36 protein-coding genes and 3 pseudogenes are annotated in these 23,789 nt (G+C 40.9%); 32 read left to right on the top strand and 7 right to left on the bottom strand.

Annotated features, from left to right (window positions below; translation table 11 throughout):
- Nucleotides 1–20 precede the first annotated feature (20 nt).
- From NLX78_RS04430 to NLX78_RS04380, 11 genes and pseudogenes are all read left to right on the top strand, one after another.
- A complete protein-coding gene (locus NLX78_RS04430; RefSeq protein ID WP_254349724.1) occupies nucleotides 21–236 on the top strand; it encodes a hypothetical protein in 216 nt (71 codons plus the stop codon).
- A gap of 23 nt (nucleotides 237–259) precedes the next feature.
- Nucleotides 260–1,684, top strand: a complete 1,425-nt coding sequence (locus NLX78_RS04420) for a GH25 family lysozyme (RefSeq protein WP_367987674.1) — start codon at nucleotides 260–262, stop codon at nucleotides 1,682–1,684.
- A gap of 2 nt (nucleotides 1,685–1,686) precedes the next feature.
- The gene (locus tag NLX78_RS04415) at nucleotides 1,687–2,241 is read left to right on the top strand and encodes a phage holin, LLH family (protein ID WP_254349723.1); all 555 of its coding nucleotides are present in this window, start codon (nucleotides 1,687–1,689) and stop codon (nucleotides 2,239–2,241) included.
- Between the two features lie 161 nt (nucleotides 2,242–2,402).
- The gene (locus tag NLX78_RS04410) at nucleotides 2,403–3,443 is read left to right on the top strand and encodes a hypothetical protein (protein ID WP_254349722.1); all 1,041 of its coding nucleotides are present in this window, start codon (nucleotides 2,403–2,405) and stop codon (nucleotides 3,441–3,443) included.
- Between the two features lie 37 nt (nucleotides 3,444–3,480).
- Entirely contained in the window at nucleotides 3,481–4,095 is a 615-nt protein-coding gene (locus NLX78_RS04405) for a hypothetical protein (RefSeq protein ID WP_254349721.1), read from the top strand.
- A gap of 103 nt (nucleotides 4,096–4,198) precedes the next feature.
- Nucleotides 4,199–4,579, top strand: a complete 381-nt coding sequence (locus NLX78_RS04400) for a hypothetical protein (RefSeq protein WP_254349720.1) — start codon at nucleotides 4,199–4,201, stop codon at nucleotides 4,577–4,579.
- A 130-nt stretch (nucleotides 4,580–4,709) separates the two neighbouring features.
- Nucleotides 4,710–4,859 carry a hypothetical protein gene (locus tag NLX78_RS26860; RefSeq protein WP_459700252.1) on the top strand — a complete coding sequence of 50 codons (150 nt, stop codon included), beginning with the start codon at nucleotides 4,710–4,712 and terminating at the stop codon, nucleotides 4,857–4,859.
- A 3-nt stretch (nucleotides 4,860–4,862) separates the two neighbouring features.
- Nucleotides 4,863–5,156, top strand: a pseudogene (locus NLX78_RS04395) (NucA/NucB deoxyribonuclease domain-containing protein); the annotation flags it as partial.
- A gap of 194 nt (nucleotides 5,157–5,350) precedes the next feature.
- On the top strand, nucleotides 5,351–5,803 hold the full coding sequence (locus NLX78_RS04390; RefSeq protein WP_254349719.1) for a hypothetical protein: 453 nt from the start codon (nucleotides 5,351–5,353) through the stop codon (nucleotides 5,801–5,803).
- 156 nt (nucleotides 5,804–5,959) lie between these two features.
- Nucleotides 5,960–6,179: pseudogene (locus NLX78_RS04385) on the top strand (hypothetical protein).
- A 483-nt stretch (nucleotides 6,180–6,662) separates the two neighbouring features.
- Nucleotides 6,663–6,872 (top strand): annotated as a pseudogene (locus NLX78_RS04380) (fibronectin type III domain-containing protein); the annotation flags it as partial.
- A 56-nt stretch (nucleotides 6,873–6,928) separates the two neighbouring features.
- Here the strand turns inward: NLX78_RS04380 and NLX78_RS04375 are convergent.
- The 5 genes from NLX78_RS04375 to NLX78_RS26855 form a co-directional block, all read right to left on the bottom strand.
- Nucleotides 6,929–7,261, bottom strand: coding sequence for a hypothetical protein (locus NLX78_RS04375; RefSeq protein ID WP_235309660.1), 333 nt, complete (start codon nucleotides 7,259–7,261; stop codon nucleotides 6,929–6,931).
- A gap of 353 nt (nucleotides 7,262–7,614) precedes the next feature.
- The gene (locus NLX78_RS26450; RefSeq protein WP_257785362.1) at nucleotides 7,615–7,737 is read right to left on the bottom strand and encodes a hypothetical protein; all 123 of its coding nucleotides are present in this window, start codon (nucleotides 7,735–7,737) and stop codon (nucleotides 7,615–7,617) included.
- An 855-nt stretch (nucleotides 7,738–8,592) separates the two neighbouring features.
- Nucleotides 8,593–9,792: a site-specific integrase gene (locus tag NLX78_RS04370; RefSeq protein WP_254349718.1), complete on the bottom strand. Its 1,200-nt coding sequence runs from the start codon at nucleotides 9,790–9,792 to the stop codon at nucleotides 8,593–8,595.
- A gap of 18 nt (nucleotides 9,793–9,810) precedes the next feature.
- Nucleotides 9,811–10,689 carry an ImmA/IrrE family metallo-endopeptidase gene (locus NLX78_RS04365; protein WP_250268654.1) on the bottom strand — a complete coding sequence of 293 codons (879 nt, stop codon included), beginning with the start codon at nucleotides 10,687–10,689 and terminating at the stop codon, nucleotides 9,811–9,813.
- 105 nt (nucleotides 10,690–10,794) lie between these two features.
- A complete protein-coding gene (locus tag NLX78_RS26855; protein ID WP_250268653.1) occupies nucleotides 10,795–11,193 on the bottom strand; it encodes a helix-turn-helix domain-containing protein in 399 nt (132 codons plus the stop codon).
- A 226-nt stretch (nucleotides 11,194–11,419) separates the two neighbouring features.
- Between NLX78_RS26855 and NLX78_RS04355 the strand changes: the two genes are divergently transcribed.
- From NLX78_RS04355 to NLX78_RS04340, 4 genes are all read left to right on the top strand, one after another.
- Nucleotides 11,420–11,665 (top strand): XRE family transcriptional regulator, encoded by a 246-nt coding sequence (locus tag NLX78_RS04355; protein WP_254349717.1) that lies wholly within the window; start codon nucleotides 11,420–11,422, stop codon nucleotides 11,663–11,665.
- Nucleotides 11,628–11,966, top strand: coding sequence for a DUF771 domain-containing protein (locus NLX78_RS04350; RefSeq protein WP_250268651.1), 339 nt, complete (start codon nucleotides 11,628–11,630; stop codon nucleotides 11,964–11,966). The genes NLX78_RS04355 and NLX78_RS04350 overlap by 38 nt, the downstream gene beginning before the upstream one ends.
- Nucleotides 11,963–12,160 (top strand): hypothetical protein, encoded by a 198-nt coding sequence (locus NLX78_RS04345; protein ID WP_250268650.1) that lies wholly within the window; start codon nucleotides 11,963–11,965, stop codon nucleotides 12,158–12,160. The genes NLX78_RS04350 and NLX78_RS04345 overlap by 4 nt, the downstream gene beginning before the upstream one ends.
- A gap of 102 nt (nucleotides 12,161–12,262) precedes the next feature.
- Nucleotides 12,263–12,484 carry a hypothetical protein gene (locus NLX78_RS04340; protein WP_250268649.1) on the top strand — a complete coding sequence of 74 codons (222 nt, stop codon included), beginning with the start codon at nucleotides 12,263–12,265 and terminating at the stop codon, nucleotides 12,482–12,484.
- On the opposite strand, the gene NLX78_RS04335 is transcribed toward NLX78_RS04340, so the two are convergent.
- Nucleotides 12,478–12,864, bottom strand: coding sequence for a DUF2513 domain-containing protein (locus NLX78_RS04335; RefSeq protein WP_250268648.1), 387 nt, complete (start codon nucleotides 12,862–12,864; stop codon nucleotides 12,478–12,480). The genes NLX78_RS04340 and NLX78_RS04335 overlap by 7 nt on opposite strands.
- A gap of 83 nt (nucleotides 12,865–12,947) precedes the next feature.
- Here NLX78_RS04335 and NLX78_RS04330 point away from each other — a divergent pair, with 83 nt between their 5' ends.
- From NLX78_RS04330 to NLX78_RS04270, 13 genes are all read left to right on the top strand, one after another.
- Nucleotides 12,948–14,087: a ParB N-terminal domain-containing protein gene (locus NLX78_RS04330; RefSeq protein WP_254349716.1), complete on the top strand. Its 1,140-nt coding sequence runs from the start codon at nucleotides 12,948–12,950 to the stop codon at nucleotides 14,085–14,087.
- A complete protein-coding gene (locus tag NLX78_RS04325; protein WP_254349715.1) occupies nucleotides 14,068–14,499 on the top strand; it encodes an ORF6C domain-containing protein in 432 nt (143 codons plus the stop codon). Before NLX78_RS04330 ends, NLX78_RS04325 begins: the two co-directional genes overlap by 20 nt.
- A 105-nt stretch (nucleotides 14,500–14,604) precedes the next feature.
- Complete coding sequence (locus NLX78_RS04320) at nucleotides 14,605–14,973, top strand: hypothetical protein (RefSeq protein WP_254349714.1); 369 nt, start codon at nucleotides 14,605–14,607, stop codon at nucleotides 14,971–14,973.
- Nucleotides 14,974–14,984: 11 nt separating this feature from the next.
- On the top strand, nucleotides 14,985–15,368 hold the full coding sequence (locus NLX78_RS04315; RefSeq protein ID WP_254349713.1) for a hypothetical protein: 384 nt from the start codon (nucleotides 14,985–14,987) through the stop codon (nucleotides 15,366–15,368).
- A 60-nt stretch (nucleotides 15,369–15,428) separates the two neighbouring features.
- On the top strand, nucleotides 15,429–16,589 hold the full coding sequence (locus NLX78_RS04310) for a hypothetical protein (protein WP_254349712.1): 1,161 nt from the start codon (nucleotides 15,429–15,431) through the stop codon (nucleotides 16,587–16,589).
- Complete coding sequence (locus NLX78_RS04305) at nucleotides 16,582–17,004, top strand: hypothetical protein (RefSeq protein ID WP_254349711.1); 423 nt, start codon at nucleotides 16,582–16,584, stop codon at nucleotides 17,002–17,004. Before NLX78_RS04310 ends, NLX78_RS04305 begins: the two co-directional genes overlap by 8 nt.
- Before the next feature lie 34 nt (nucleotides 17,005–17,038).
- Nucleotides 17,039–18,034 (top strand): phage replisome organizer N-terminal domain-containing protein, encoded by a 996-nt coding sequence (locus NLX78_RS04300; RefSeq protein ID WP_254349710.1) that lies wholly within the window; start codon nucleotides 17,039–17,041, stop codon nucleotides 18,032–18,034.
- 6 nt (nucleotides 18,035–18,040) lie between these two features.
- Nucleotides 18,041–18,997 (top strand): primosomal protein DnaI, encoded by a 957-nt coding sequence (gene dnaI / locus NLX78_RS04295; RefSeq protein ID WP_254349709.1) that lies wholly within the window; start codon nucleotides 18,041–18,043, stop codon nucleotides 18,995–18,997.
- Between the two features lie 4 nt (nucleotides 18,998–19,001).
- Nucleotides 19,002–19,163, top strand: a complete 162-nt coding sequence (locus NLX78_RS04290; RefSeq protein ID WP_254349708.1) for a hypothetical protein — start codon at nucleotides 19,002–19,004, stop codon at nucleotides 19,161–19,163.
- Nucleotides 19,129–20,247 carry a DNA polymerase III subunit beta gene (gene dnaN / locus NLX78_RS04285; RefSeq protein ID WP_254349707.1) on the top strand — a complete coding sequence of 373 codons (1,119 nt, stop codon included), beginning with the start codon at nucleotides 19,129–19,131 and terminating at the stop codon, nucleotides 20,245–20,247. Before NLX78_RS04290 ends, dnaN begins: the two co-directional genes overlap by 35 nt.
- Nucleotide 20,248: 1 nt before the next feature.
- Nucleotides 20,249–20,767, top strand: coding sequence for a DUF1064 domain-containing protein (locus NLX78_RS04280; RefSeq protein ID WP_016822077.1), 519 nt, complete (start codon nucleotides 20,249–20,251; stop codon nucleotides 20,765–20,767).
- Nucleotides 20,736–21,032, top strand: coding sequence for a hypothetical protein (locus NLX78_RS04275; protein WP_254349706.1), 297 nt, complete (start codon nucleotides 20,736–20,738; stop codon nucleotides 21,030–21,032). The genes NLX78_RS04280 and NLX78_RS04275 overlap by 32 nt, the downstream gene beginning before the upstream one ends.
- Nucleotides 21,029–21,256: a hypothetical protein gene (locus NLX78_RS04270; protein ID WP_254349705.1), complete on the top strand. Its 228-nt coding sequence runs from the start codon at nucleotides 21,029–21,031 to the stop codon at nucleotides 21,254–21,256. Before NLX78_RS04275 ends, NLX78_RS04270 begins: the two co-directional genes overlap by 4 nt.
- 32 nt (nucleotides 21,257–21,288) lie before the next feature.
- On the opposite strand, the gene NLX78_RS04265 is transcribed toward NLX78_RS04270, so the two are convergent.
- Nucleotides 21,289–21,498: a helix-turn-helix domain-containing protein gene (locus tag NLX78_RS04265; RefSeq protein WP_061829347.1), complete on the bottom strand. Its 210-nt coding sequence runs from the start codon at nucleotides 21,496–21,498 to the stop codon at nucleotides 21,289–21,291.
- A gap of 271 nt (nucleotides 21,499–21,769) precedes the next feature.
- On the opposite strand from NLX78_RS04265, the gene NLX78_RS04260 reads away from it, so the two are divergent.
- The 4 genes from NLX78_RS04260 (at nucleotide 21,770) to NLX78_RS04250 (ending at nucleotide 23,753) form a co-directional block, all read left to right on the top strand.
- Nucleotides 21,770–21,958 carry a hypothetical protein gene (locus NLX78_RS04260; protein WP_254349704.1) on the top strand — a complete coding sequence of 63 codons (189 nt, stop codon included), beginning with the start codon at nucleotides 21,770–21,772 and terminating at the stop codon, nucleotides 21,956–21,958.
- Nucleotides 21,955–22,089 (top strand): hypothetical protein, encoded by a 135-nt coding sequence (locus NLX78_RS26445; RefSeq protein ID WP_302057262.1) that lies wholly within the window; start codon nucleotides 21,955–21,957, stop codon nucleotides 22,087–22,089. The genes NLX78_RS04260 and NLX78_RS26445 overlap by 4 nt, the downstream gene beginning before the upstream one ends.
- A gap of 120 nt (nucleotides 22,090–22,209) precedes the next feature.
- Nucleotides 22,210–22,881, top strand: coding sequence for an HNH endonuclease (locus tag NLX78_RS04255; protein WP_254349703.1), 672 nt, complete (start codon nucleotides 22,210–22,212; stop codon nucleotides 22,879–22,881).
- A 65-nt stretch (nucleotides 22,882–22,946) separates the two neighbouring features.
- Nucleotides 22,947–23,753, top strand: coding sequence for a DNA adenine methylase (locus tag NLX78_RS04250; protein WP_254349702.1), 807 nt, complete (start codon nucleotides 22,947–22,949; stop codon nucleotides 23,751–23,753).
- The last annotated feature ends 36 nt before the right edge of the window (nucleotides 23,754–23,789 follow it).

The following is a 23,789-nucleotide window of genomic DNA, read 5'->3' as shown; positions in this document are numbered from 1 at the left end:
CCAAGGAGGTGATGAAACCCGTGGCAAAAATAAAATCCGCATTGGATATACAAATAGATCTAACAAGGCCAGTTGAAGAATTGACTGAGGTCATTTCTGCTGTCATTTCTACGCAACCAGCGCGCCGGAAAGAAATACTTAAAGGATTGGATATAGCAATAGGAGATACATTAGCAGAGATACAGGCGCAAGAAGATCAGAAAACAGACAATGATAGCTCAGGAAAAGTTTCCTGAACGGAGAGACGGGGGAAAGAAGGTTGGATAAGTGGGAGATTTTTAAGTTCAGCGCAGCTTTAGGTAGTAGCGCTGTGACGTATTTTTACGGTGGGTGGTCGGGAGTATTGGGGGTGTTACTTGCGCTGGTCATAATTGATTATGTGACCGGATTATTTGCTGCTGGCGCAGAAGGTAAGAAGGGAACTGGACCCGGTTTAAAAAGCAAGATTGGTCTCATCGGTATCGCTCGAAAGGTATTTATTTTTGCAATGGTAGCAGTATCCCATCTAATTGATGGAATCTTAGGCGATTCGCACCTATTCCGGGATGCGGTCGCCTATTTTTATATGGCAAATGAGCTGCTGTCCATTTTGGAGAATGGCGGCAGACTCGGAGCCCCTATCCCGCCTGTGATCCGACAGGCCGTAGAAGTTTTGAAAAGTAAAAGTGGTAAGGAAGGAGAGAAAGAGGATGCAACAACGAACAGCCGTAATGCTCAAGGGATTGACGTATCCCGATATCAACGAAAGATTGATTGGAAGGCAGTGAAGGAAGACGGTTTATCGTTTGCCTTCACCAAGGCTAGTCAAGGGAAGTCATACCGCGACAAAACATTCATCGGTAATGCACAGGCTACACGAGCTGTCGGAGTCCTAGTAGGAGCTTATCACTATGTAGACGACTCTGCGAAAACGCCAGAGGATGCCCGAAAGGAAGCTGCAAACTTCGTGAGCGCCATTGATTCAGCCGGAGGCATCACGGCTTTCGATCTACCACCAGTAATGGATTATGAGTCCAATAAGTCCGGCTTAAGCAAAGCGGCTCTTACAGCCGTAGCCAAGACATTTCTGGCGGAAGTTGAGCGGCTTACTGGAGTACGACCAATCGTGTACACATATCCTTCGTTCATCGGTAATTTCAGCGGTTTATCAGATTACCCATTGTGGATTGCCCGGTACAGCGCCACACAGGTCCCGGCTGGCGCATCTGGTTGGTCACGCTGGGATTTCTGGCAGTATAGCGACGGCTCGGCTGGTGGCACATTGCCGTCCGGCACACGTAAGGTGGCTGGCATAGCGGGTCCGGTCGATTTGAATGAATTTGACGGTACGGCAGATGAGCTTCGGACACGGTTTAGGAAGAAGACATCCGTACCCAAAGAAGAGCCTGCGACTGTTGCGGATGGATCATTCCAGATCAACGGAGAGAATGTGGGTAAAGCTCTGCTGTTTGATGGAAAGACTCACGTTCCGTTGCGCGTGCTGGCGAATGCTCTTGGTATCCCTTTACGTTGGGACAATTCTAAAAAGGTGGCATATTTAAATAATCGTAAATTGCAATCTGTGCAGCTTGTGGAAGGTATCGCTTACGTTCAACTTCGGCCAATCGCAGAATCTTATGGAGCCGAAGTTTCATGGGATTCTAAGAATAGAATTGCTGGTCTGAAGACGAAAGGAGATAAATAATCATGCAAACATTAATCGAAGGTGTACAACCGTATGTGACCACTATTGCTACAGCCGCCATAGGTATACTCACGACATTCGTTTTGGCTGGACTGAACACAGTTAAAGGTAAAGCAAACGCATGGCTTGAGGCGCGTACTACGGCGGCACAGAGAGAAGTAATCCATAAGATTGCTGGAGAGGGCTTTGCCTTTGCTCAAACAGCTGTCAAGCAGGCTGACGGTGAACGAAAGCTTCAGGAGGCTTTGCAGTATGTTTCACTTACTCTTTCTAGTCAAGGTATCGTAGTATCCCAAGTAGAGCTAAGGTCCGCGATTGAAAAGGCATATCTAGAGTATAAGGCTAAGACAAAAACAATGTTTGCTACCGAAGCACAGCAGAGTGAAGAAGCTACTCAAGCGGCTGCTAAGGAAGCTGTATCTTCTTTGGCAGCAAAGGTAACGGAGATACTTACACAGGCTACAGGACCAGAAGTGACGGAAAGCGCGGTGCCTAAGTCGTTGCAAGAAACCGCTCCAGCAGAACGGGCGACTGTAACGGGTTTAGCAGTGGAATAAATGACTAGATTTATATAGGTATATTATATATAATAATATATAGGGAACATACGTTCTACTGAAGAACATTTGTTCCAATTGCCAAACGTTCCATAATCAGGGATCATAGAACTATGAAAATAGTATAAATTTCCTAGGTTACAGGACGGAGGCAATTGAAGATGGCAAGAAAGTTTCATTATTATAATGTCGTAATAACACTAAACGGAACCGCAACTACTTTATATTTTTCTGATTTTCTTGAAGCAGTTATGAATATTGATTGGCATAATCGTCTTAGAAAGATTAAATTTCACCCTACTGCCTTGTTTCATGTTAAGATGCCACATCACGATTTGGATCAGACCTGCAGAGTGGCTTGCATTGGAAAGTATAGACAGTCAATTAAACCATATGCTGGTGATATTAATTCTGATCAAGCGAGTATGATTGACAAAGATATCATTGAGATGGTTACTTTGGTTACGATACCACTGGTAAGGACTGTATTAGTAGAGTTTAATTATTTTGGAGTAAAAGTACAGGATATTGAAGATTATCTTAATTCATTTTTCCCTATGGATAATCCAAGGAAACAATGGGCGGTTAGTTTCCTGCCAGTTGACTCTGAACTTAGTTTAGCTGACATTAGAAGATCTAATGACATCAAAAGCGTAACTTTAAAAATGAATGCTGAAGATGAAGATTTTGCTGCGACGTTACTTCGCTCTCAAAATCCATCACAAAGTAGCTCTGTGTTCGGTGGATTAATGAATCTAGCTGGTACAATTAATGAGGAAACTGACGCGCCCATAGTGGAGCTTAGTTTTGGAAAGGGCCGTAAAAGAAAAGTTGATCTAGATAGTGTGGAGATTTTAAGGCTCATTGATCTACTGCAAATCAATGAGAACGATTCAATCTTATCTTGTAAAGTAAAGTATAAAACTCCGCAAAGCAAAAAAACTCAAGAACTGGAACTGAAAAATATAGGCGTGAAAAGCGATTCAGTTCTCGAAGGAGACAAAGCTAATCATGGCTGGGAATTCATAGGAGATAAAATTTTAGAGCGTTATATTGAAAAGGGTAGACAGGGCTCTATCGCAATCCGAAGAATGCCTTATGATGAAGAAGCAAATATGCCTGCTTTGGTGCCTTTGCCAGGGGAAAAATATTTTGTACCAATTCAGCAAGGTCAAAGAGATGAAGATGAACAGTCAGCTTAATAATTAGTTATGAAGCTATGAGAGTGAACTGATTTTAATGAGAACATCTCGTTGGGCCGATCGAATTGGATGGTTTCTTGAAAAAGGGCTAATCTGGATAGTGTGCTCTCTTTTTGTTTTGATATTTCTAGGTAACAAGCTATTAATTCTTTTTAATATGAGTTATGGGCTTTATTCACTGGAAAAATTTCTTTATCATAGTTATGACTTGATTATAGAACCTAATATCGGAACGATTACAACGATTGCTTCAATCTTTGTGGGCATCTATATTACGGTTTTATCTGTACTTGGTAGTATTAAAGCTAATTCAGTTATGGCGTTACTGAGTGATAATCTTTTGAAAAAGATTATTAAATATATTATTACTGGATTGATCGCTTCTTTTGTTGTTGTTTTTTACTCCTTTTTCGCCATTTTGATTACTAATGAGTTTATAAAATTGTTTTTTTTCTTCTTATTTGTTTTTTACATGCTTCTTACATCTTTAAGGCTCGGTATTAACTTATCTGTAATTTATAGCGTTGATTTGCACAAAATTTCTGAGAATATTGAAAAAGAGAAAGATGAAGCAGAAAAGTATAAACGTGTGATGTCTAGACTGGAAAAATATTTAGATGATCGAGAGGCAGAACGGTTTAGACAAAGGTAGCTTAAAAGGATGTCACACCCTACTGGCTAAGCTGGTGGGGTGTTTTCAAGTGTGTGAAAGCAATATTGTATGTTTAATATTAACATGCGTAAGGGTGATTGTATTGAGTATTAGAAGAGAAGTAGCGGAGGATATTAGAGATTACAAAACTGCGGGTTTAGCAGAAATATTTGTTCTATGCGAAATCCTGATGGTGTCTGTAGTCGCTGGTAGATGGGCTAATAGAACTTGGTGGCCAGAGGGAGAATGGTGGGTTGGTGCTTGGGTTTTTATCGTGTGCCTACTTCTTCTTTTTGTTCCTGTAACATGTCTAATTATGACTGTTGTATTTGGTCTAGCTTGTGGTGTAGCGGGCTGGATGATAGGTGACTATTTATTTGAGAATTTAGGTGCTTCTGTTGTGATTGCAATCATATCTGGAGTATTAGGGCTAATGATAAATATTGTAGGCTGTCCTAGATTTACTTCAAAGCGTTTAGCCTAAGAGTTTATAGATAAACTTTAAAATATTTAGAGGGAGCGAAATTTATTCTATAGAATGACCATAAAGTATAGGTGATACTCTACTGGACACGCTGGTTGGGTGTTTTTTTACGTTATGGGGAGGAATACATATGTTTAAATGGATATTCACCGTACTAATTACAATCCTAATAGCTGGCTGCAGCGTACAACAAGATGTTGTAAAGCCTACTAAGAGCGACCCTGTAGCCGTTCCAATATCACAGGTATCGGCAGACACGGTTAAGCTGGAATTTCCGTAAGACCGTTATCACGAAACGGCACAGCATATTAAGGAAGCCATTCAGGCGGGAAAATCACCAGTATGCACCATAGTCCGTGATGGAGCCGACCATAATCGTGAGTTGTCCCTAAAGGGCGCGCCCACCAAGAAGGGCAAGGATAGGGATGAATGGCCTATGGCGATGTGTTCCGAAGGTGGAGAGGATGCAGACATTAAGTACATAAGTCCAAAGGATAATCGTGGAGCTGGATCGTGGGTTGGTCACAAGTTGGATGACTACGAAGATGGTACCCGAGTGGAATTTATCATAAAATAGCAAACACCCCTCTTACCGTATAGGTAGGACGGAGCATATTACTAAAATCTTCTGGTAAATCCTATAAATAATAGAACTACAGAATCATTTTTATGTCGAAATACTAGTTTATTTGTCCAATAGAAAACCAATAATGGAATAAGGTGTATAATATAAACTGTAAATACAAATACAAAAAGTGGAGGCAAGTTATCATGAAAAAAATTATTGGACTAGGATTGGTTGCAACTCTTTTTTTATCTTTAAGCCCAATAACTTCTGCGGCAAGTTTTGACAATGAACCAGAGGTGGTAACAGGAGTTGGTGAATTGGAGGAAAATCCAGGAGACACACACTCAATTATCACACCCTTCAGCTCGGTTCCTATACAATACACAAACTTTCGCGGGTATGATGATTATCAAACTACATTTGAACTAGTCCCTTCAAATGGTGAATCGTTTAATATTAATGTAGTGAATAATGGTTCGACAGATATTATACTTATATTATCTGGTGGTCTTAGTACAACTCAAAAAATACCAGCCGGGGAGCAAAGAACTATATCGGGTTATAGCACTAGACAAACTAAATACACGGTAGTAGTCAGTAACACGTACGGAGCATATATGAATTTTATTATACAGGCAAGACAGTTTGATGCCTAAGTTATCTACTGGAATAGTAGTTACTAATTAAACGGGAAACCACAATTTTGTCTAACGTACAATCTAAAAGCTCTGCTAACCTAATTGGTTGGCAGAGCTTATTTCGTTGAAGGGATTACCATACCTTTGACCGAATAAATTATTGAGGTGATCAGCATGAACCATACATATAGAGTGTTAAAGTCGGATATAAAACTATTTGCAGCTGCATTAAGCCAGGTAAAGGTGTACGTTGTTCAGTCGTTGGGCGAGGATTGGGTATCGGTTATAGACTATGGAGGATCCGTAGAAGTTTTCTCCCGATACGATTAAGATTGCCGGAGTGTATAATATGCGGAATCAGTTTGAATTTAGAGTATACAAAAAGGCCTGCTAACCTTAATTGGTCGGCGGGGCTTTTGTTAGACACTGAGTAAGGCAACTTGAATACATAAAGCGCCTTGGATTTAACTCCAAGACGCTCCCCTGCTTGTAGTAACGGTTAGTTAATGTCTCCTGGGTACTGACCAGTAGTACCCCAAGCTTCGCCTTCAACTTTGTTACCGTTGGCTCTGAATTGAATTACGTATTCCCCTGAAGGCATCCCATTAGGGAATGAATTAAGACTAGTCCACGTTAATGTGTCTTCTTTGCCAACAGTTTTATAGACATATTCTCTCCCGTTACCCTGCAAACTCCAAGCAAACTCCAAGTGAGATTTGATGTTCCTTCATTCCGAACTTTAATCTTTACATGTCCATAACCCTTTTTTGACAGTTGTTTAATTAATTGTTAAATAACGGAAAAAGATCCTATCTGCCAAAGTTTGATAGAATCTTTTTTTGCAGGACAAATTCCCCCTAACTTCGACACTCATGGAATGACAACAGGATTGGAGAAAGAATTCGATCTGAGCTGAAAGAGGTCAATGAATTTATCACATGGTACGAAAGCAAGCAGGCTGGATCTGGATCGGCTTCATATGCCATCAATAAGCACGATAACAATAAAGGATCATTCAGCAACCGCAAGGATTACATGCTATACGATCGTATTCTTAACGTTTGAAGTAAGTGAATATTTTAAATAAATCGAAAAGCTCTGTTACCTTAATTGGTCTGCAGAGCTTTTAACTGTTCAAGGCTTTTAGAATATATCCAGGTATTCTTTCTGGAATTTGATGAAATCTTGCACACTGTCGTGATAGGTAAATCTACCGCCATTTTTATCAATAATCCAGTTGATCTTCTCGTCATTTAACAAGATTCCATACATGCAGTGATGAAGCAGTTCAATTTGCTTTTCATCCCTAATTCGGATCAAATGTTTTTCTTCTTCGACAATGAGGTACCATTTCGTTTCTGTTTCATCTACATCTACGTCTACATCCGCATCTACATACAGTATTGATACCGACAAGGGGAATGGCCAGTCAAACCAATGTCCTCGTTTGTCTTCTCTATAACCTTCAAATGCCATGGTTATTTCCCCCTACTTGGATAATTTCCTGATTAGTTTAAATGTATCTAACGTGCTGCGATTGTACGCTTAATTGGAAACTGTTTTACGGAAGTGGCAGCTATCCTCAGCCTTTGGCATCTTGGCATCAATCTGGTGAATGACCTGCTGTTTGAGGCTGGTACTAGCTGGGATACGTCTGTTTAGGCTGGGTTAACGGAGTTGTGAACTCTGGATTTTATTGTAAATTTCTCATTTGCTCAGGTTTTTAAAGACAATACTGGTTCAAGGAAACATTTGCGGCAGCCCTTTTTAACATTGGATGACACAGGCTTTTAGGAATACACACATTAAGTTTACTGCTAGTTCTTGTCTTATCCTACTGGCTCAGGAATATCGCCCCCATATTCTTTCCATGGCTTCACGTACACCATCGTAAACTTCTGCAAAAGTTCAGTGTCGCTTTGGCAACCGTCTAATCCGCTATTGTTGCGCAATAGTTGTATCCTCTTTTATCGTTCATTGTTCTGATCTGTATAGTATACGGAAAACGACAGGTAACAAAGAAGTTAAGCGCTTTGTTACCCGATATCAAAACGCTACTACCAATACTTTACAGTTATTCTACTGAGCAATGACGTGGGCCCAACATGAAGGAACTGGAGTTGAAAACAGGTAGCAGTGTAGTGGACATAAAGGCGCGTCTGCTGGCTTTGGAAGAGGGGGACAACAAGAGCGATATACGCTCTATATTGTAATCATAGAGGGCTGGAATGGTGCCCCAAAGATCATTACATTTTCTCGTATGGAAATACGCGCTGTATTAAACCTCCAATGATATGGAGCTTATTTTTTGTACTCGGAATATAATTTGCGCATAACACATCAGGAGGCTGCACTCATGTCTTGAATGTATCTTATTTCTGGAGTGGTTTGTTTCTTATATTTAAAACAAATAGATGGAAAAGATCGGATATATATTGCTACATCGTTACTTACTTCATTAACTTTAAAGGGGATCTGAAAAAACTTTAAAATTGTAATTCATGGATTGTTGCATTCGTCTATATAATTACATCTTTTCCCATTCTAGATAAGGTGGTAGAATGAAAAAAATAGGTATGGGAGGCGGCGTTTTATTTGAAGTATGATAAATATAATTGGGGACAATTTAAAGAGGGAGCGTATCATTGACCCTAAAAAATACGGCTTCAAAGCCGCTCGTCGTGCACCACAGTTTTCGAAACGTTAATATCCCTTGTGTATCAAGGAATTTCAGCCCTTGGCCTTCACTGGTCAGGGGCTTTAATTTTGAGTTAGAAAGTGCCGTGACCATATTTTGACCATTTTTATTATTCCTGATCATTCGTGACCACGTCTGAACCAGCGATTGGAGATTCAAACTCCATGAATTTTTCAAACCGATCAGCAGTTTTTTCTTTTACTGCTTTTGTTACATGCGTGTAAATGTTCATAGTCATTTTAATATCTGAATGTCCAAGACGTTCCTGAACTTCTTTAATGCTGGCCCCAGCTTCAAACAAAAGTGATGCATGGGTGTGTCTTAAGCCATGTACGGTTATTTTGTGTAAGTTGTTAGAGCGAATGATTTCATTCAGTTTGTCGTTTGGATAAGCTAAGCGAATTGGTGTTCCATCCTCACGTGTAAAAACCATTCTGTCATCGTTAGGACCTATTGGCTGCACAATGCCTCTGCTTTGCTCTGTACGGTGTTTTTTTAGTAAGGCAAGGGTTGTATCATCTAAACTAAGAACACGTCTGGAAGCATGCGTTTTGGAGGTCAAAGGCGTGAAAGTTTTTTTATCAAAAAACAATGTCTTATCAAGATTAATTGTTTTTTCTCTAAAATCTATATCGTTCCAACGTAAGGCCAGAACTTCCCCTTTTCTCGCACCAGTATAAATTAATAGGTGAAACATCAATTGATCACGATAGCTATATGCTTGCTTGGCTATTCCAAGGAATTTTTTGATTTCGTGTTTTTCCCAATAATTTCTCATTTTTTGTTCCCCCGCTAATTGATCACTTTCTTTTTTTGGTATGATGACACCTACCTCCATTGGATTGCTCTTGATTATTTCCATCAGGACTGCAAACTCGAAAACTTGATTGGCATACATCTTCATGTTTCCCACTGATTTAATATCTTCTGCAATTTTGTTAATCACATCTTGGCAATATGAACGAGTTATATCTTTTATTTTTATATTACCGAAGTGCGGAAGGATTTGACCTTTGAAACATGAGCGAACTGTTTTTCTGGTTGGAAGCTTAAATCTTTTATAATTGGTTTCATACCACTTCTCATAGACCTCTTCGAAAGTAATTGATTTATCTTGTATAATGAACTTACCGTCTTTTACTTCCTTTTCAGTTTGGGCTGCGTCCAATTTTGCTTCTGCTTTGGTTTTAAAACCACGTTTGGTAGATGGTTTTTTCTTCCCTGTTACTGGGTTGATTTCACCAGTGTAATACTTATACAGCCACATATTTCCGTCCTTTTTTGTTGTGTACCTCTGAAAGCTTGCCATAATACATACCTCCAAGAATCAATAAATTCTACCCCGATTTATAACTTCTTCTAAGTCTTTCATTTGCAGTAGTAAAGTTTTTGCACCTACACCGTATCTGCGACTTATTCGGCCTAGCATGAGTTTTATATTTCCAGGTTCGAAATAAACAATGTCATGCTGAAGAATTTTCACCCCTTCAAACTGTAGTAGATCCTCAGTTTCGATTTGCTTAAAAGGGCCATCCAAAGGAATCGGAATTTCTCTTTTTTGAGAAAGCGTAATTTCATCTACATGAAATATCAGCTGAGATGGACCCTCATAAGTAAAAGACGGATCGTAATACGCGTAAATTGTTGGTTCACAAACCTGTGGTAATTTCTTAGGCATCACCCCTTTCGCGGAATTGCATTGCTGTTCAATGCTTGTCCGTATTTGTCCTTCATAATTTCTCCGCATTATTTGGTTTAATCTTTTTCTAGCTAGATAAATAGGGACTTCAAATGTATCAGATAGATATAAAAGGGCATCGTTAAATAACCTCGGCAGCTTAAGCCTAGACAGCATAAAAAAAGGCATTGAAGCATAGAGAACGAATTGATCTGCATCTGCCTCTTGGAGTTCTATAAATGCCTTAGGCATAATTGCTTGATTACCTGCGTGCCTTAGTAAATGACCCACTTCATGAAGCAACTCAATACGTTGTTCCCTTAAGGGCAACCGATTATCTAAAAGCACACTACGTAAACCGGCCGCTGATTCATAAGCCTTGCTTCTTTGGGCAGACGAGTAAATCCAGATATTCAAAGCAACTGCAATTCTTTCGGTAGTTACATGTTGAGGTTCAGTAATACCATTTTTTAAATACATATTTTCAATATAGTGTTCTAAGTATGTAGGTTGATAATGGGAAATCATGTCGTTCCTCCAGGTAATAGGAATGTACGTTCGTATGTATGAGTAAAAGAAGCCAGTCTTACGACTTAGGCCACAAGGTAATTGTTTGTTATATGAATGAAATTGCTATTCTTCTTGGCGATCACCCAGTTTGCGGTCTTTTTCTTTCTCTTGAATGAATTTCCAAAACTGCATTAATTCCCGCTTTCGTGACTCTGGCGCTTCTAAGTAATCCTTAAAAAATATACCGTGCTCTGGATTCTTAATAAATGCCTCAAACTCAGCTATTTCAGCTGCCTCCAAGGACAAATTTTCACCCTCACCTGATGCAAGTTTCTCAAGTTCATCTATTGTAATTCCAAGTCCTTTAGTAACCTTCAATACATTATCAATTGCAGCCCCACCAACTCCACGAGTTAACATTGACTGGAGTGTGGTTGATGGGATGCCTACTAATTCTGCGAAAGCTCGTCTACTGTACCCTTTTTCCTCAATCAAACGTGATATCACTTCAGCTCTCTTCACAGTAACCCTAACCTCCATGTATTTTTTGTACGATATTTCGTACATGACTACATATTACATTAAGAATGTAACGTTGTAAATAAACTTTGAACGAAATTTAGTGCGGATAATATTTTAAATACTTGACCATGAACGAAATATCGTTTATAGTTCAAAGCAAGGCGAACGAAATATCGTTCACGAAAAAGGAGGGTAGGCGATGCTATATAGAAATCTCCGTTCAGAAATGAAAAAAAGAGGAGTAACAATTTCGGATATTTCCCGTGATTTAAAAATGAGGAGAGGAACGATAAGTGATAAAGTGCATGGGCGTTTCAGATTTTATTATGACGAGGCACAAATGATAAAAAGTAGGTTTTTTCCTGAATGTGAAATTGAATATCTTTTTTCAACGGACATTGATCATGAATCTGAAATAGTCGAGGAGGAGGAAAATGGAGTCCCAAGCTTTCAAGGTAGTTGTCGATCCTGAGTTCATTTACCAACTTGTAGAAAAAGAAATTAAAAAAGCACTTGAAGGATTTGAAAGCGGGTCTTGGTGGGACATGAAACGCCTTGAGTTTGAAACATGCCGGAAAAGAGACTGGTTGCTTGAAAATATACTTCTTAATCCAAATTACAAACAAGAAATGTCTCAAATAACGAATGGTTGTGAGGGAGGACGTTGGATGATTAGGGCACAGGAAATGAAGGCTTTCTTGGACAAGTACTTCCATCACTTGAATCGTCCGAAACATAGAAATGTCAGCAATAAGAAAGGAGAAACAGTATGACTACACCCAATATAGATGTAATCAAGGGTAAGCGTATTACGGTCATGACAACACAAGAGTTTCCAGAAGGTGACGATCTTGCATATGACATTCTTCGTTTACTCAACAAGCATAAAGTATCGTATTTGAAAGCAGATCGCATTCTCGAACAAGCGAAAGAATACGTCAAAGAATACGCTCAACTAAATGGGTAAGAAACCAATTTTTCTTTTGAGTTAAATATGCAAGAAGGGAGTTGAACGACGTTAGATAAAAGAACTGCATAACCAAAGTGGAAACTAAAGGAGGTAAACTGAATGCCCTTTTACCATCACCCTATAAAAAGAGAGAACGCAGCGATTCATGTTACCGTATCGGGATATTCTATCAACCAACCAACCAAGTCGGATATTCCATCAAAAATGGTCGAAAGTAAATTGACTATTGAATTGGAGTTTACTAGCAATGATTTTAGCCCAGCTAAATATGAGGCGTTCTTGAACAAGTTTCAGCATTTTTTGAATGATAACTATCAATAGCCTATCTGCTTCTTAATAATTTGAGCAATAACATTTGAAGCAATGCTAGAAAGCATGGAGATTGAAACGCTGGAGAACCTGCTAGCAATGTCCTTAGATTTTTTCCAAACACCATTGTCTCGGATGTTATCTAAGAATTGGTGTCCTTCCCAAGTCAGGCTTGAGATATAAAAATTATGCACCTCATCGCCAGCATACTGAACTTGGGCGTTAATGTAATTTGCTTCAATTAATCTTTGAGTTGTATAAATTATTTCTTCAAACGAATATGGCTCAGTAAAAGGATTGCTATTGAATGTATGTTTAGTTACTTCGTTACCAAATGGTTCAGATTCTACGGCTAAAAGTAAATCTCTTATGCAGTCTTTGTTTAACTTCATGATCACATGTCCTCTCATTGTAATTTATCATTACTTTGAAATTCGGTATGGAGAAAGAAAACCCTTTAGAAAGGAGATTTAACTTGCAAATTGACATTAACAAAATCAAAGTCAGTGATCGTATCCGCAAGGACTTTGGCGGCATCGAAGAACTGGCCCAGGATATAGAACAAAACGGACTCATTAATCCTATAGTAGTAACACCGGATTATCAGCTTATTGCCGGAGAGCGGCGTTTGAGAGCGCATCAGTTCCTTGGACGCTCAGAAGTGACGGTAAGAGTTATGGAAATCAAGGATTTTGAGCATCAACTTCAGCTTGAGATTTCCGAGAATGAACATCGTAAGGAGTTCACTTTTTCCGAGCGAGTAGAATGGGCGCGGCGACTTGAAGAGGTCGAACGCTTGAAGGCCAAAGAGCGCATGGCTGGAGGTACGGAAAATTTTCCTGACCAACCTACCGGACAAGTTCGGGATATTGTAGCGGATCAGGCAGGCTTTGGCTCTGGCAGGCAGTACGACAAAGCGAAGTTTATTGCGGAAAATGCTACTCCTGAAATCATTCAGCAGCTTGATGAAGGCTTGATTAGCACTCACAAGGCATTTGTAGAAACCAAAGCTAGGCTCGAAGCTGCTGTGCGTGAGGCAGAGGAAAGAGCAGAACAGGCAGAGCGGGACAAGCTTGAGTTACAAAGACAGTACAAAGATGCCATTCCTGCTGATCAACTTGAAGATGCAGTATCTGCTGCTGTAGAGCGTCATGAGGAAGAAACCACTGTATTTATCCGGCAGAAGGAAAAAGAAGCTGAGGTGCAGCTTAAACAACGTGATGAATACTGGAAAAACAAAATCACTGAAGATTTGGAAAAAGAACGTTTGAAAATCGAACAATTGAAATTAGGCTACCAACAGAAAAAAGAAGAGTTGGAAGCGATGAAATTGCAGAAGACAGATGATTTTGACGAGCAGCAAGCGGAATTGAAAATGAGGAAGCTTCGCTCTGAGTCTAATATCAACGCCTTACAACTGAATACCCATGTAAAAAGATTTCTTGAAACGGTCGGAATCACTTCATTCATGCTAGGTGCAATTGGGGCTGCAAACATGGGGGAGAAAAAGCGCTTGGGGGAAAGCCTTGATATGTTGCAACGTTTTATAGACCAAGTTAGACCAGCCGTAAACGGCAGAAAGGTGGTAGAAGTATATGACATTGATAAACAATAATGAACAACCGGATTATATGATGCTGGTGGAAAAGCAACTCCAACTTACAGAGTCTCAAGGAGTTGCCATTCGCGGCCTGTGGGACGGAATGAAGAAGATGCAGGAGGATGTTACTGGAAAAGTTGAGGAAGTCCAGATGATGGTCCAGGAGGTTCGTGACAGTGTTACGCTCACAGATGCCGAATGCTATCAGTTACAGAACGCAGTAAGAATCAGGTCCATCACTCTCACAAAAGATCGTTACAAGGAGACAGATGGAAAATTTAACGAAACGGTCGGGAAATATCGCCGCATGATTTGGAGTAAGTTGAAAGTTTTGTTCTCAGTTGCAAAGTACAGTCACATCCGGCGCATAGATTTTGATGATTCCATTTACTTCGTTAAAGAGTTTCGTCCAGAAGACTACATTTAAAGGGGTGTTGGCTATGACGCTTAAAGAATTGGCTGAGTTGTGGTCTAAAAATTCTTTGCAGCACGCCATTATCGTTCGTAATATCCAGCGTGAGGCGAAGGCAAAATGAGTTACCAAACTTCAACCACTTATTCAATTCCAATCTTGGATGATGAAGGCATCAAGTTTACATTAGATCAACCAGCAGACTCACTTATAGCCGCTGTATTACTTATGCATCGCTGGTTGAATTGTCAACATTCAGTAGATATTGAGATGCTAGAGCTAACAGAGCAGGATAAGGAAAAGCTTTCTCTTCAAAAGGAAAAAGAACTTACTGAACAAAAGCTTCAGGCCATTTATAAAACTCAATATGCTATTACAGATAGTCCGTGGCCTAATCACGTTTGTATTCAGAAGATGAAACATTTTAAGGAACAAGAAAGACGTTTGAAAGCTAAAATATCCGAACTTGAAGCGGAGATATGGAGCTGAGAGAGTTGGACTTGGACGAGCATAAACAATCTAGGGTGCTTAGAGCGCAATTACGTGAGTTATATGAGGACAGCATTGACGCTGTTAAATTCGGATTGCCGACTGACGAAATTCATGCTCAAATAGATTTGCTTACTACTGAATTAAGTGAACTTGAGGAATTTAAAAATGAAGAATATGAAGGGCTAGAGGCTCCTAAGGCATCAGGATACAAGATATCCGGTAAAGGAATAGGTTGCTGCAATCATTGTGAGAAAGAGGTATTCGATGGTCAGAAACACCCTGCTCCAAACGAAGAAGGACTTTTCTGTAATTACTATTGCCGTAAGTTATACCGCAAAAGAAAAGACAGAGAAGCCCTGACAAACAATCGTGCTACCAACACGATCATTTAAGAAACAATTCAACGGAAGTATAACACAAGATTTTGAAAATGAAAACAGGAGGCCTGTCTTGTGAGAGGAGACAAGGATTTTAGCATTTGGAATACTAGCATAGCCGTAAGAGGAGATAAAGAAATATCTCATCCTACCTTTTTACGGATGTTAGACATGATGAGAAATAGAGGTTTTGTCGTTGGATCAGATCCACGAATAGACCGTGACTATCCTATCCTTTCGAAGGATCGTTTTGCTGGCAACAAGGGAGAACTTCTGTTTGTTGGTGAAAAATATAATTGTGGTGCAAAACTTGAATTCTATCAAGAAATTAATGTAGAGAACCCAAACGGCGGTAGATATGACTTTAACAAATTTGAAAAGATGCCTTATCTACTCCAAAAGCGGTTTCTAGTTGAAGTCAGATATATGGAACATTTTTTACTGGAGGAAGGATTTACTTGTGACTCTGAACCAGTACTAAAAACGTCATACGATAAGGTATTCCATGAGCTTAATTCGCCAAGCAGACACTGGAGTTCAGAAAATCTTCCTGATTATAACGCTCTCGATAAAGATGGGATACGGATTAATAACGGCGAGGTGAAGTATTTCAGAGGCAGAAAAGGAACGTTGATGCGCGGAACTGTCTACCACAATATCAATAATATGTGGTGGGTCATAGTTAATAAAGACTACTATACCAATCTGGCAAGTTTCGAATTGTTTGACCTTGCTACAAAACCCGAAAACAGTCTTAGAAAACTGACGAAGAGATCGGGTCGTCACAACCCAAAATCCAGATTCATTCCTAGTGAGGCTAATTTAAAGGAGTGGAATACAGCAGCTAAAAAAGCTGGGAAAGACGGAAGAATTAAGCTAGCGAATAGCGTGCTGGATTACTTATATGAAATCAACTGGACCTCTCGTAAATTTCAGTTCTTTAAAAAAGATAATGGTCGGCTTGGTCTGATGGAAACCGAAGGGAACCCATACTTCTTGGGCCACAGACTGGGTGAGAAAAAGTATGATCCACCTCGAATTATGTCTCTCTACACTCGTTCACTGGCTATGTCGAGTACAGAATCGTCCTGGGTTAAAGGTTTACGGGATTACGTCACAGGCGGTAAGCCAACTATTTCAAAATGGTTCTGCCAGGATGGAAATGGCGAAGGTGGACAAGCATACCTTTGGCCTGAGGTTAGAGAACGATTACTCCATATAGGAGCGCATGTATAAAAAAGGAGTGGCTGCATTGTCTCTACAAAAACAATATACGCTCGGAGAGCTTTATAGTCTTGCGGATCAATGCAGCCATGATTACCCTGCTACACTGGCACGTAAGATTGAATTGCTGACCGAAGTCCAGATTCTCCTGGGACGCAAGGCAGCTGAGGCCGTAAGGGATTATAAGAAGAAATATGCTGAGAGGAAGCGCGTTTATGCTGAAGCGTATATTGCAGCAAAGAACCTAAGGGAGCAGCGTGCGGAATTGGCGGTAATTGAACTTCGCATTCAAGAAGCAGATGCAGAAGCTGATAAAGTCCGCTGGAATAATGCTGTGGAAAGTAATGACCAGGTAATAAACTCTTTAAAATACAGCCTCAAGGTTCTGCTAGCGGAGTTCGGAAACAACGCCAGCGCAAACAGGTAGGTTTATGATTCAAAAGCTGAGAAGAGGTTGAAACATGGCAGAAATAAAATGGATCAAGCTCAGTACTGGCATGTTTGACGACGAAAAAATTAAAATCATCGAAGATATGCCCGAAGCTGACACGATCATTGTTATATGGCTCAAATTAATGACTATGACAGGCCGATCAAATATGGGCGGTTATATTATGCTGACAGAATCCATTCCTTACACAGAGGATATGTTGATTTCAGTGATTAAGAGGCCGTTTCCTGTCATAAAAATGGCTCTATCTATTTTTGAGAGATTTGGAATGTTGGAAATATCTGAACAAGGAGCTTTCTTCCTTCCGAATTGGGAAAAGCACCAGAATACAGAATCTCTTGAAAAGGTGCGAGAGTACGAGCGAAAACGAAAAGCTGAACAAAGGGCTAAACGAAAACAGTTACAGCTTGCTGAACCTAGTCCCGGAAATGTCCCGGACAGTCCCGGTGATGTCACGCCCTTAGAAGTAAGAAGTAAGACTAAAGAAAAAGAAAGTAGTTGTTGTTTAACGCCCGAGACTGAAATCAAATTCGAAGATGAGGGGATACCGTTCACCCGACAGGATGCCGTTCCTGTCACTCCTGAAACAGATGCCGACTCTGGACAGGATGAAATATCATCTTCTGATATCGATTATCACAATGCCGTTGCCGACAAGTACCTACAGCGCAGGGGGAAGGGATTATACATTACAGCAGCTGACGAAACGAGCATTGATGAATTGCTAGCCGCTGGTGTACCGCTTCAAACCGCTTTGGACGGAATTGATCAGTCCTTTGACAAATTTAAACCTAAGCATAAGCGCGATGGGATACGGAGTTTGAGTTACTGTGCGACTATTATTTTCTCCTTACACGCCTTACGAGAAGATATTGGTAAGGGGGAGAGTACCGAAAGTGCTTTGCCTTGTAAGCCTGAGTCACAAATAGATGTGCCACCAAGCGAATACACCGAGTCGGACATTCAAAGCATGCTTGCAAAACTAAGGGCTAAACAGGGAGGTTGATGCCACATGGAGAGCTTCGGCAAAGAACTAAAGGCATTAATACCCGCTGGTTTTGCTAAAAGGCAGGCTGCGGTGCTGGAACGCCTAGCGAACCATCCTGAGGTTAAGCGATTAAAAAGTGAATTTCCTGATCGAACCGAGGATCTGACCGAACCAAAACGATATAGAGATCTGTCACAGCATATATCCTATTGCGATAAATGCAGCGAGTGTCCAGGGTTGCTTGCTTGCCAGAACGAACAGAAGGGGCATGCAAGCGTTGCGGAGCCTAACCCGACCAAAGATGATGAACTGGTCTTCCGACTTCGGAAATGCCCATTGTTGGTCGCTCACGAAAGAGAACAAGGAATAGGTCAGAGGATCAAGAGCCATTACATCCCGGCTCACATCCTGAATGCCACCTTCGAAGACATTGAACCTGACCCGCAGCGGATATCTGCAATTGCAGCGGCAATAAGCTTCTGTGATGAATTTATTCCCGGAGAAACAACAACAGGACTATACTTTTACGGTCAAATGGGCGTAGGTAAAAGCAGAATCGTGGGAGCCATCGCACAAGAACTGGCAAAGCGTGACGTTAGTGTGCTAATGGTTTATGTGCCTGATTTCCTGCTGGAAGTTAAGGATGCCATTGCCTCCAAAACAGAAACCGTAGAAAGCAAATTGGATGCATTGAGGACTGCTACGGTCTTAATTTTAGATGATATTGGAGCTGAGTCGCTTACAACATGGACAAGGGATGAAGTGCTGGGACCGATACTTCAGCGGCGTATGGAACGCTTAACGACGATCTACACATCTAATTTAACCATGAGTGAGTTAAAACAGCACTTGGCGAATGTCAAAGACAGCAAGCCGAGCGAACAGAAACAGAATGACAAAAAAGCGGCCCGGATCATTGAGCGAATAGAACCATTTGTAAAAATACTGCCAGTAGGCGGACGGAATAGACGTAGGGGGTAAACATATGTGCAGAACATGTGGGGGCAATAAGGTAGCGTATCAGTTTCTCGGCTCCATGATGGCATTGGGGCCATGTCCAGAATGCAACCCAAATGCTAAGAAGGAAGTCGTAAAAGAGGAGGTCAGAGCTTATGAATATAGTAGTGGACAGCGCTCTATTAGCTGAGGCATTGGAAGATGCCAGTAAGGCGATTTCAACAAAAGTAATAATCCCAATATTGAGTTGCTTTTTGATCGAAGCAACGGAGGACAGGGTAACCGTTACTGGTACCGATGACCGAGCAACTATCCAATCATTTGTCGAGGAAAACATAGACATCAAAGAGACTGGTTCCGCGGCGCTGCCCAAAGTTCTATTGGATATTCTCCAGAAGATCAATGGGAAAATAGAACTGCAAGTTAAAAATGGGGATCAAGTCACCATAAAGTCACGGAATAAGGAGATTGAGATTACTGGAATGCCTCCAGAAGAATATCCTGCTCCTCCAGAGATAAATGAAAATGAGTTTGTTGAGATTAAGGGAAAAGACTTAAAAAATCTGATCAAAAAGACAGTTTTCGCGGCTGATATAGACGGAAAATCATTGCCTATCATTACAGGGGTAAACGTTATCCTTCAGACCGGGAAAATTCAAATGGTGGCAACGAACCGACACCGACTGGCCCATGCCGAAAGAGAATTTGATATAGGAAATATCGGCACGGCTGTTATTGAAGCTAGAGGAATAATTGAATTACAGAAGATCGTAAATGACAACGATGAAGTAGAATTCGGTTTTTCCAAGTCTTCTGGCGGAGAAGTAATATATGCGTTCGCACGAACAGAAAGATTTATATTTTATTCTCGTGTTCTAGAAGGGATTTACCCTGATACAACCCATGCTATGGATATTAAAGCAGTTACCGAAATACAAGTGAATCGGAAAGAACTGATTGAATCATTGGAGCTTATTTTTACATTGGCGAAAGAAGAAAAAAACAACGCTGTTACATTCTCAGTTACAGAAAAAGAAATTAACATTCGAGGTAAGGGAAAGGAAACGGGTAAGGCAACAGAAAGCATAACACCAATCAGTTTCAACGGAGAAAATTTCAACCTGACGTTGAATGCAAAATATGTGCTGGATGCATTGAAGGTCTTAGAAAACGATGTAATTATACTCGGGTACACTGGTTCTTTAAAGCCTCTCACTCTTCGGAGTGACGAGTCCAGTTTCTACATTGTTCTTCCTTATAGGGTGGCTGGATAAGATGAGTAAATATAATGCCAAAAAGGTCATTGTCACGGAGGACGGAACGTTATTTGAGGAATGGATTGTAAAAAGGTATGAACTAGATGTGATAGGTACTCTCTTTGATAGCAAAGCAGAGGGAGAGTATTGCCAAGAACTCCTTCGTCAGCGCAAGTATGGAGAAATCAAAGACTTCAAGTGCCACCCTGTATTTATACTACAGGAGAAGCCAAAAGTGACCTACATTGCTGATTTTCTGGTCACTAATCTGGACGATACTCAGCGAGTAATAGATATCAAGGGTGTAGAGACATCGACATTCCGTGTCAAATTGAAATTATTCCAAGCAAAATATCCGACTTTACCTATAGATATACTCACTAAAAAACGAGGAGAATTCATTCCGATCAAGCAGTTCAAGAAAGAAAAAGCGGATCGGAAACGAGCTATCAATAAACTTTTAAAACAAGCAGAAGGAGAGAGGAAAAATGTCAGGACTAGCCGGAATGCAAGTAAAATTCACCGTATTAAAAAATGAGGATATCAATAAATACCTTGATGAACGTGAGAAAAGTGATCTATCTCGTATTTTGTGGAAGGTTCAGGAGCTGCGGCTTCTGGATGGAAAGCCTCCACTTAATACGTATCTGGTAGTTAACACAGACGAACCATATGCCACTGATATTGTTCATATCATGCAAACCAATAACCATTGGGGTCCGGTGAGTGATCCTAATCAGGCAGAGATGGAGTATTACGGTGGTACGCTTATTCTACCGAGAACGGAGGAGGAAATTAAATGAAGCGCTCTCAAAATGAAATTAAACGTCCGGAAGTAACACAGCGGATCATAGAATTGCTGGACAAGCAAAATGAGAAAGGTCTTAAGAAATACGGAACAACTATAGACCAGGTATCAGATATGGCCTATGACTGGAAGCTCATGGCGCTGGAGGAGGCAACTGATTTGATTCAGTATCTCCAGAAAGAGGTTATGCGGCTCGAAAGACTTCTTAATCCGATCTAGGCTAAAACAAAAGGAGCATAGAGGGTTCTTAATTAATCCTCTTGCTCCTCAGTAATAAACAAATCTTCAATGGTAACATCTAGCGCTTTAGCGATAGCAAATAAATGCCAGGCTTCATGGCGACTATTTTTATCAAATCTACTAATTGAACCTTGTGGAATTCCAGTCATTTCAGACAATTCCATTTGAATGATACCTTTCTTTTTTAACAAAGGCGTCAAATTCGGTTTCACTTTAAGCAATGCAATTCACCTCTCAGTCGAATTATACGATACCGAATATTTATTAGCAACATGCATTGACTCTATATTCGATATCGTATATTATTAGGTCAAGAACTACAATTCGATATACGATATAGAATAACGTATCAAGTCCACAGCATTGCGATATTCTCAGGTGAGATTGATACAAGCCAAATGATCAACTCAGGAAACTTTTCCTACGCTCTACATTGTATCCGAACGAGCAACATTGTACTGGAACCAAAAAAACGTAATGGAGGCATGGTGTATGACAGAACAAGAAATGGATGAGTTCACTACAGCATTGGTGGAACGTTACGTGGATATACAAAAGATTGCTTCACTTAACAGTGAATTATTAAACGTATGGGATGAGGTAATTGATACCTTACCGCCTAAAATAAAGGGTGATTTTCAAGAGAAATATAATCGCCGCATAAGGGAGGGGGGCTTGTGAAAAAGCTCGACTTAAACAAGATCGAAGACGAGCCGATTGAGGTCCAGCAGGCTGTAGCCTTCTACACATCACATACAATAAATAAAATGCGTGTAACAACGGAAGAAAGGTTAAACATTATTCTGTTTTAGAGGATGCAGGACTGCTTGAACCTCTAAAATCCGTAGTGGAGCCGTAGTGGTTTAGGCTCAAAATATAAGCATAAGCAAAGGGATTACGAATCAATCTTGTTGGAAAGGTGGCGAGGGAGAATGTCTCATCAAACATTCTGGAAACCGGAGAAAAAAGTTAAAGAGAAAAAGTCGTTTAGCAGCCTTGGACAGCGAAAGAAAAGCAAAAAACCGATTCCAGATTGGAAGAAAGACATCTTTGCTCACCACCAGTCACGTCCATCCCGGGCTGATCGAGCCGAGTTTCCGCCAGAGGTTGTTAAGGAACTGATTGAGGAAACGGATGGGTTATGCCAGTGCAACTGCGGACGAAATGCAACACAAACTCACCACGTAATGCCGAGAGGTCGGAGCGGACGTGGTGTTAAGACCAATGCCATGCGTGTCTGCGATGCCTGTCATGATCGTATCCAGACAAACGAGGAAGAGCTTCAAGGATGGATATCAACATACTCTCTGATTCATGGTCCTAGATTTTGGTTTGACGAGCAAGATTGGGAAGAGTTCAACCGCAAGCAGGCGGCTATGGAGCGCATAGAAGCTGAGAAGAAGGAACGTTTGGAGTCTATAAAGCCGATCGTGGAGTTAATAGCTTCAGCGGCGGGGCGCTCCTTGAAAGTAAAAGAGATTCGATTGTTAGAGGCAATGGACGCTAAACAGATGAGCGTATTTACCACCATGATATCTGATGCCTTAAACAATTTTAGCAAACCAGTTCCTTCATATGGTTATGGAGAACGGTTTGAGGATTAAACAGCAGCACGGCCCCATAGGGGATAAGAAGGAGGGAACAGCCCTCCATAAGGGGGAGAGACACAATGCAAGGAGTACGCAGCCCATTGATTTGGTTCGGGGGCAAGAGCAGGGTCGCGCAGCACATTATTAGTAAGATGCCACCGCATACGTGCTACGTGGAGCCGTTCGGTGGGGCAGCTCATGTGATTGCGCAAAAGCCCCCAGTATATTCGGAAGTTTACAACGATATCGACGGCGAGGTAGTGAATTTTCTGCTGGTGGCCATCAATGAGCCGGAGAGATTACAGCAAGCTTGTGATGCTTTGCCATATAGCCGTCAACTGTACGAGCAGTGGAAACGTAGTAAGGCGCCAGACGATGATTTTGAACGGGCTGTCCGGTTCTTCTATGTAAACCGTAGCGGCATAGCCAAAGGTAATTCTGATTCTGCATTTTCCACGGATACCGGATGGCGGCACAGCAGGGAGCATAATACGGCCCGGACGTACCGATCAGCTACAGACATTATCCCGGCATTTTCGAAGCGTATGAGCAGCGTAATGATCGACAATCGGGACTTTAGGGACATTATCCGGGTTTATGACGGTCCAGACACACTGTTTTACATTGATCCGCCGTACATTGGCAGAGAAAAGTATTATGCCGGAGGATTCAACGAGCAGGATCACCGAGACATGGCCACGATACTCAATAATATCAAAGGCAAGGCAATAATCTCTTACTATGACGATCCGCTGTTACTCGAGCTGTACCCGGATTGGAGCCGGGAAACATTTCAGGCTGCACGTCAGGTGGTCAATGGCAATAACAACACGGCCCAGGAACTATTGCTAATGAATTTTGACAATCGTCAATTAACCCTATTTTAAAGGGGATACACCCCCTACTACCTATATATCAAGGGA

Source organism: Paenibacillus sp. Lou8.1 (genome assembly GCF_024213565.1).
Classification (GTDB): domain Bacteria; phylum Bacillota; class Bacilli; order Paenibacillales; family Paenibacillaceae; genus Paenibacillus; species Paenibacillus polymyxa_B.
Note: the sequence above shows the minus strand (reverse complement) of the source record. Positions and strands in the feature narration are given on the sequence as shown.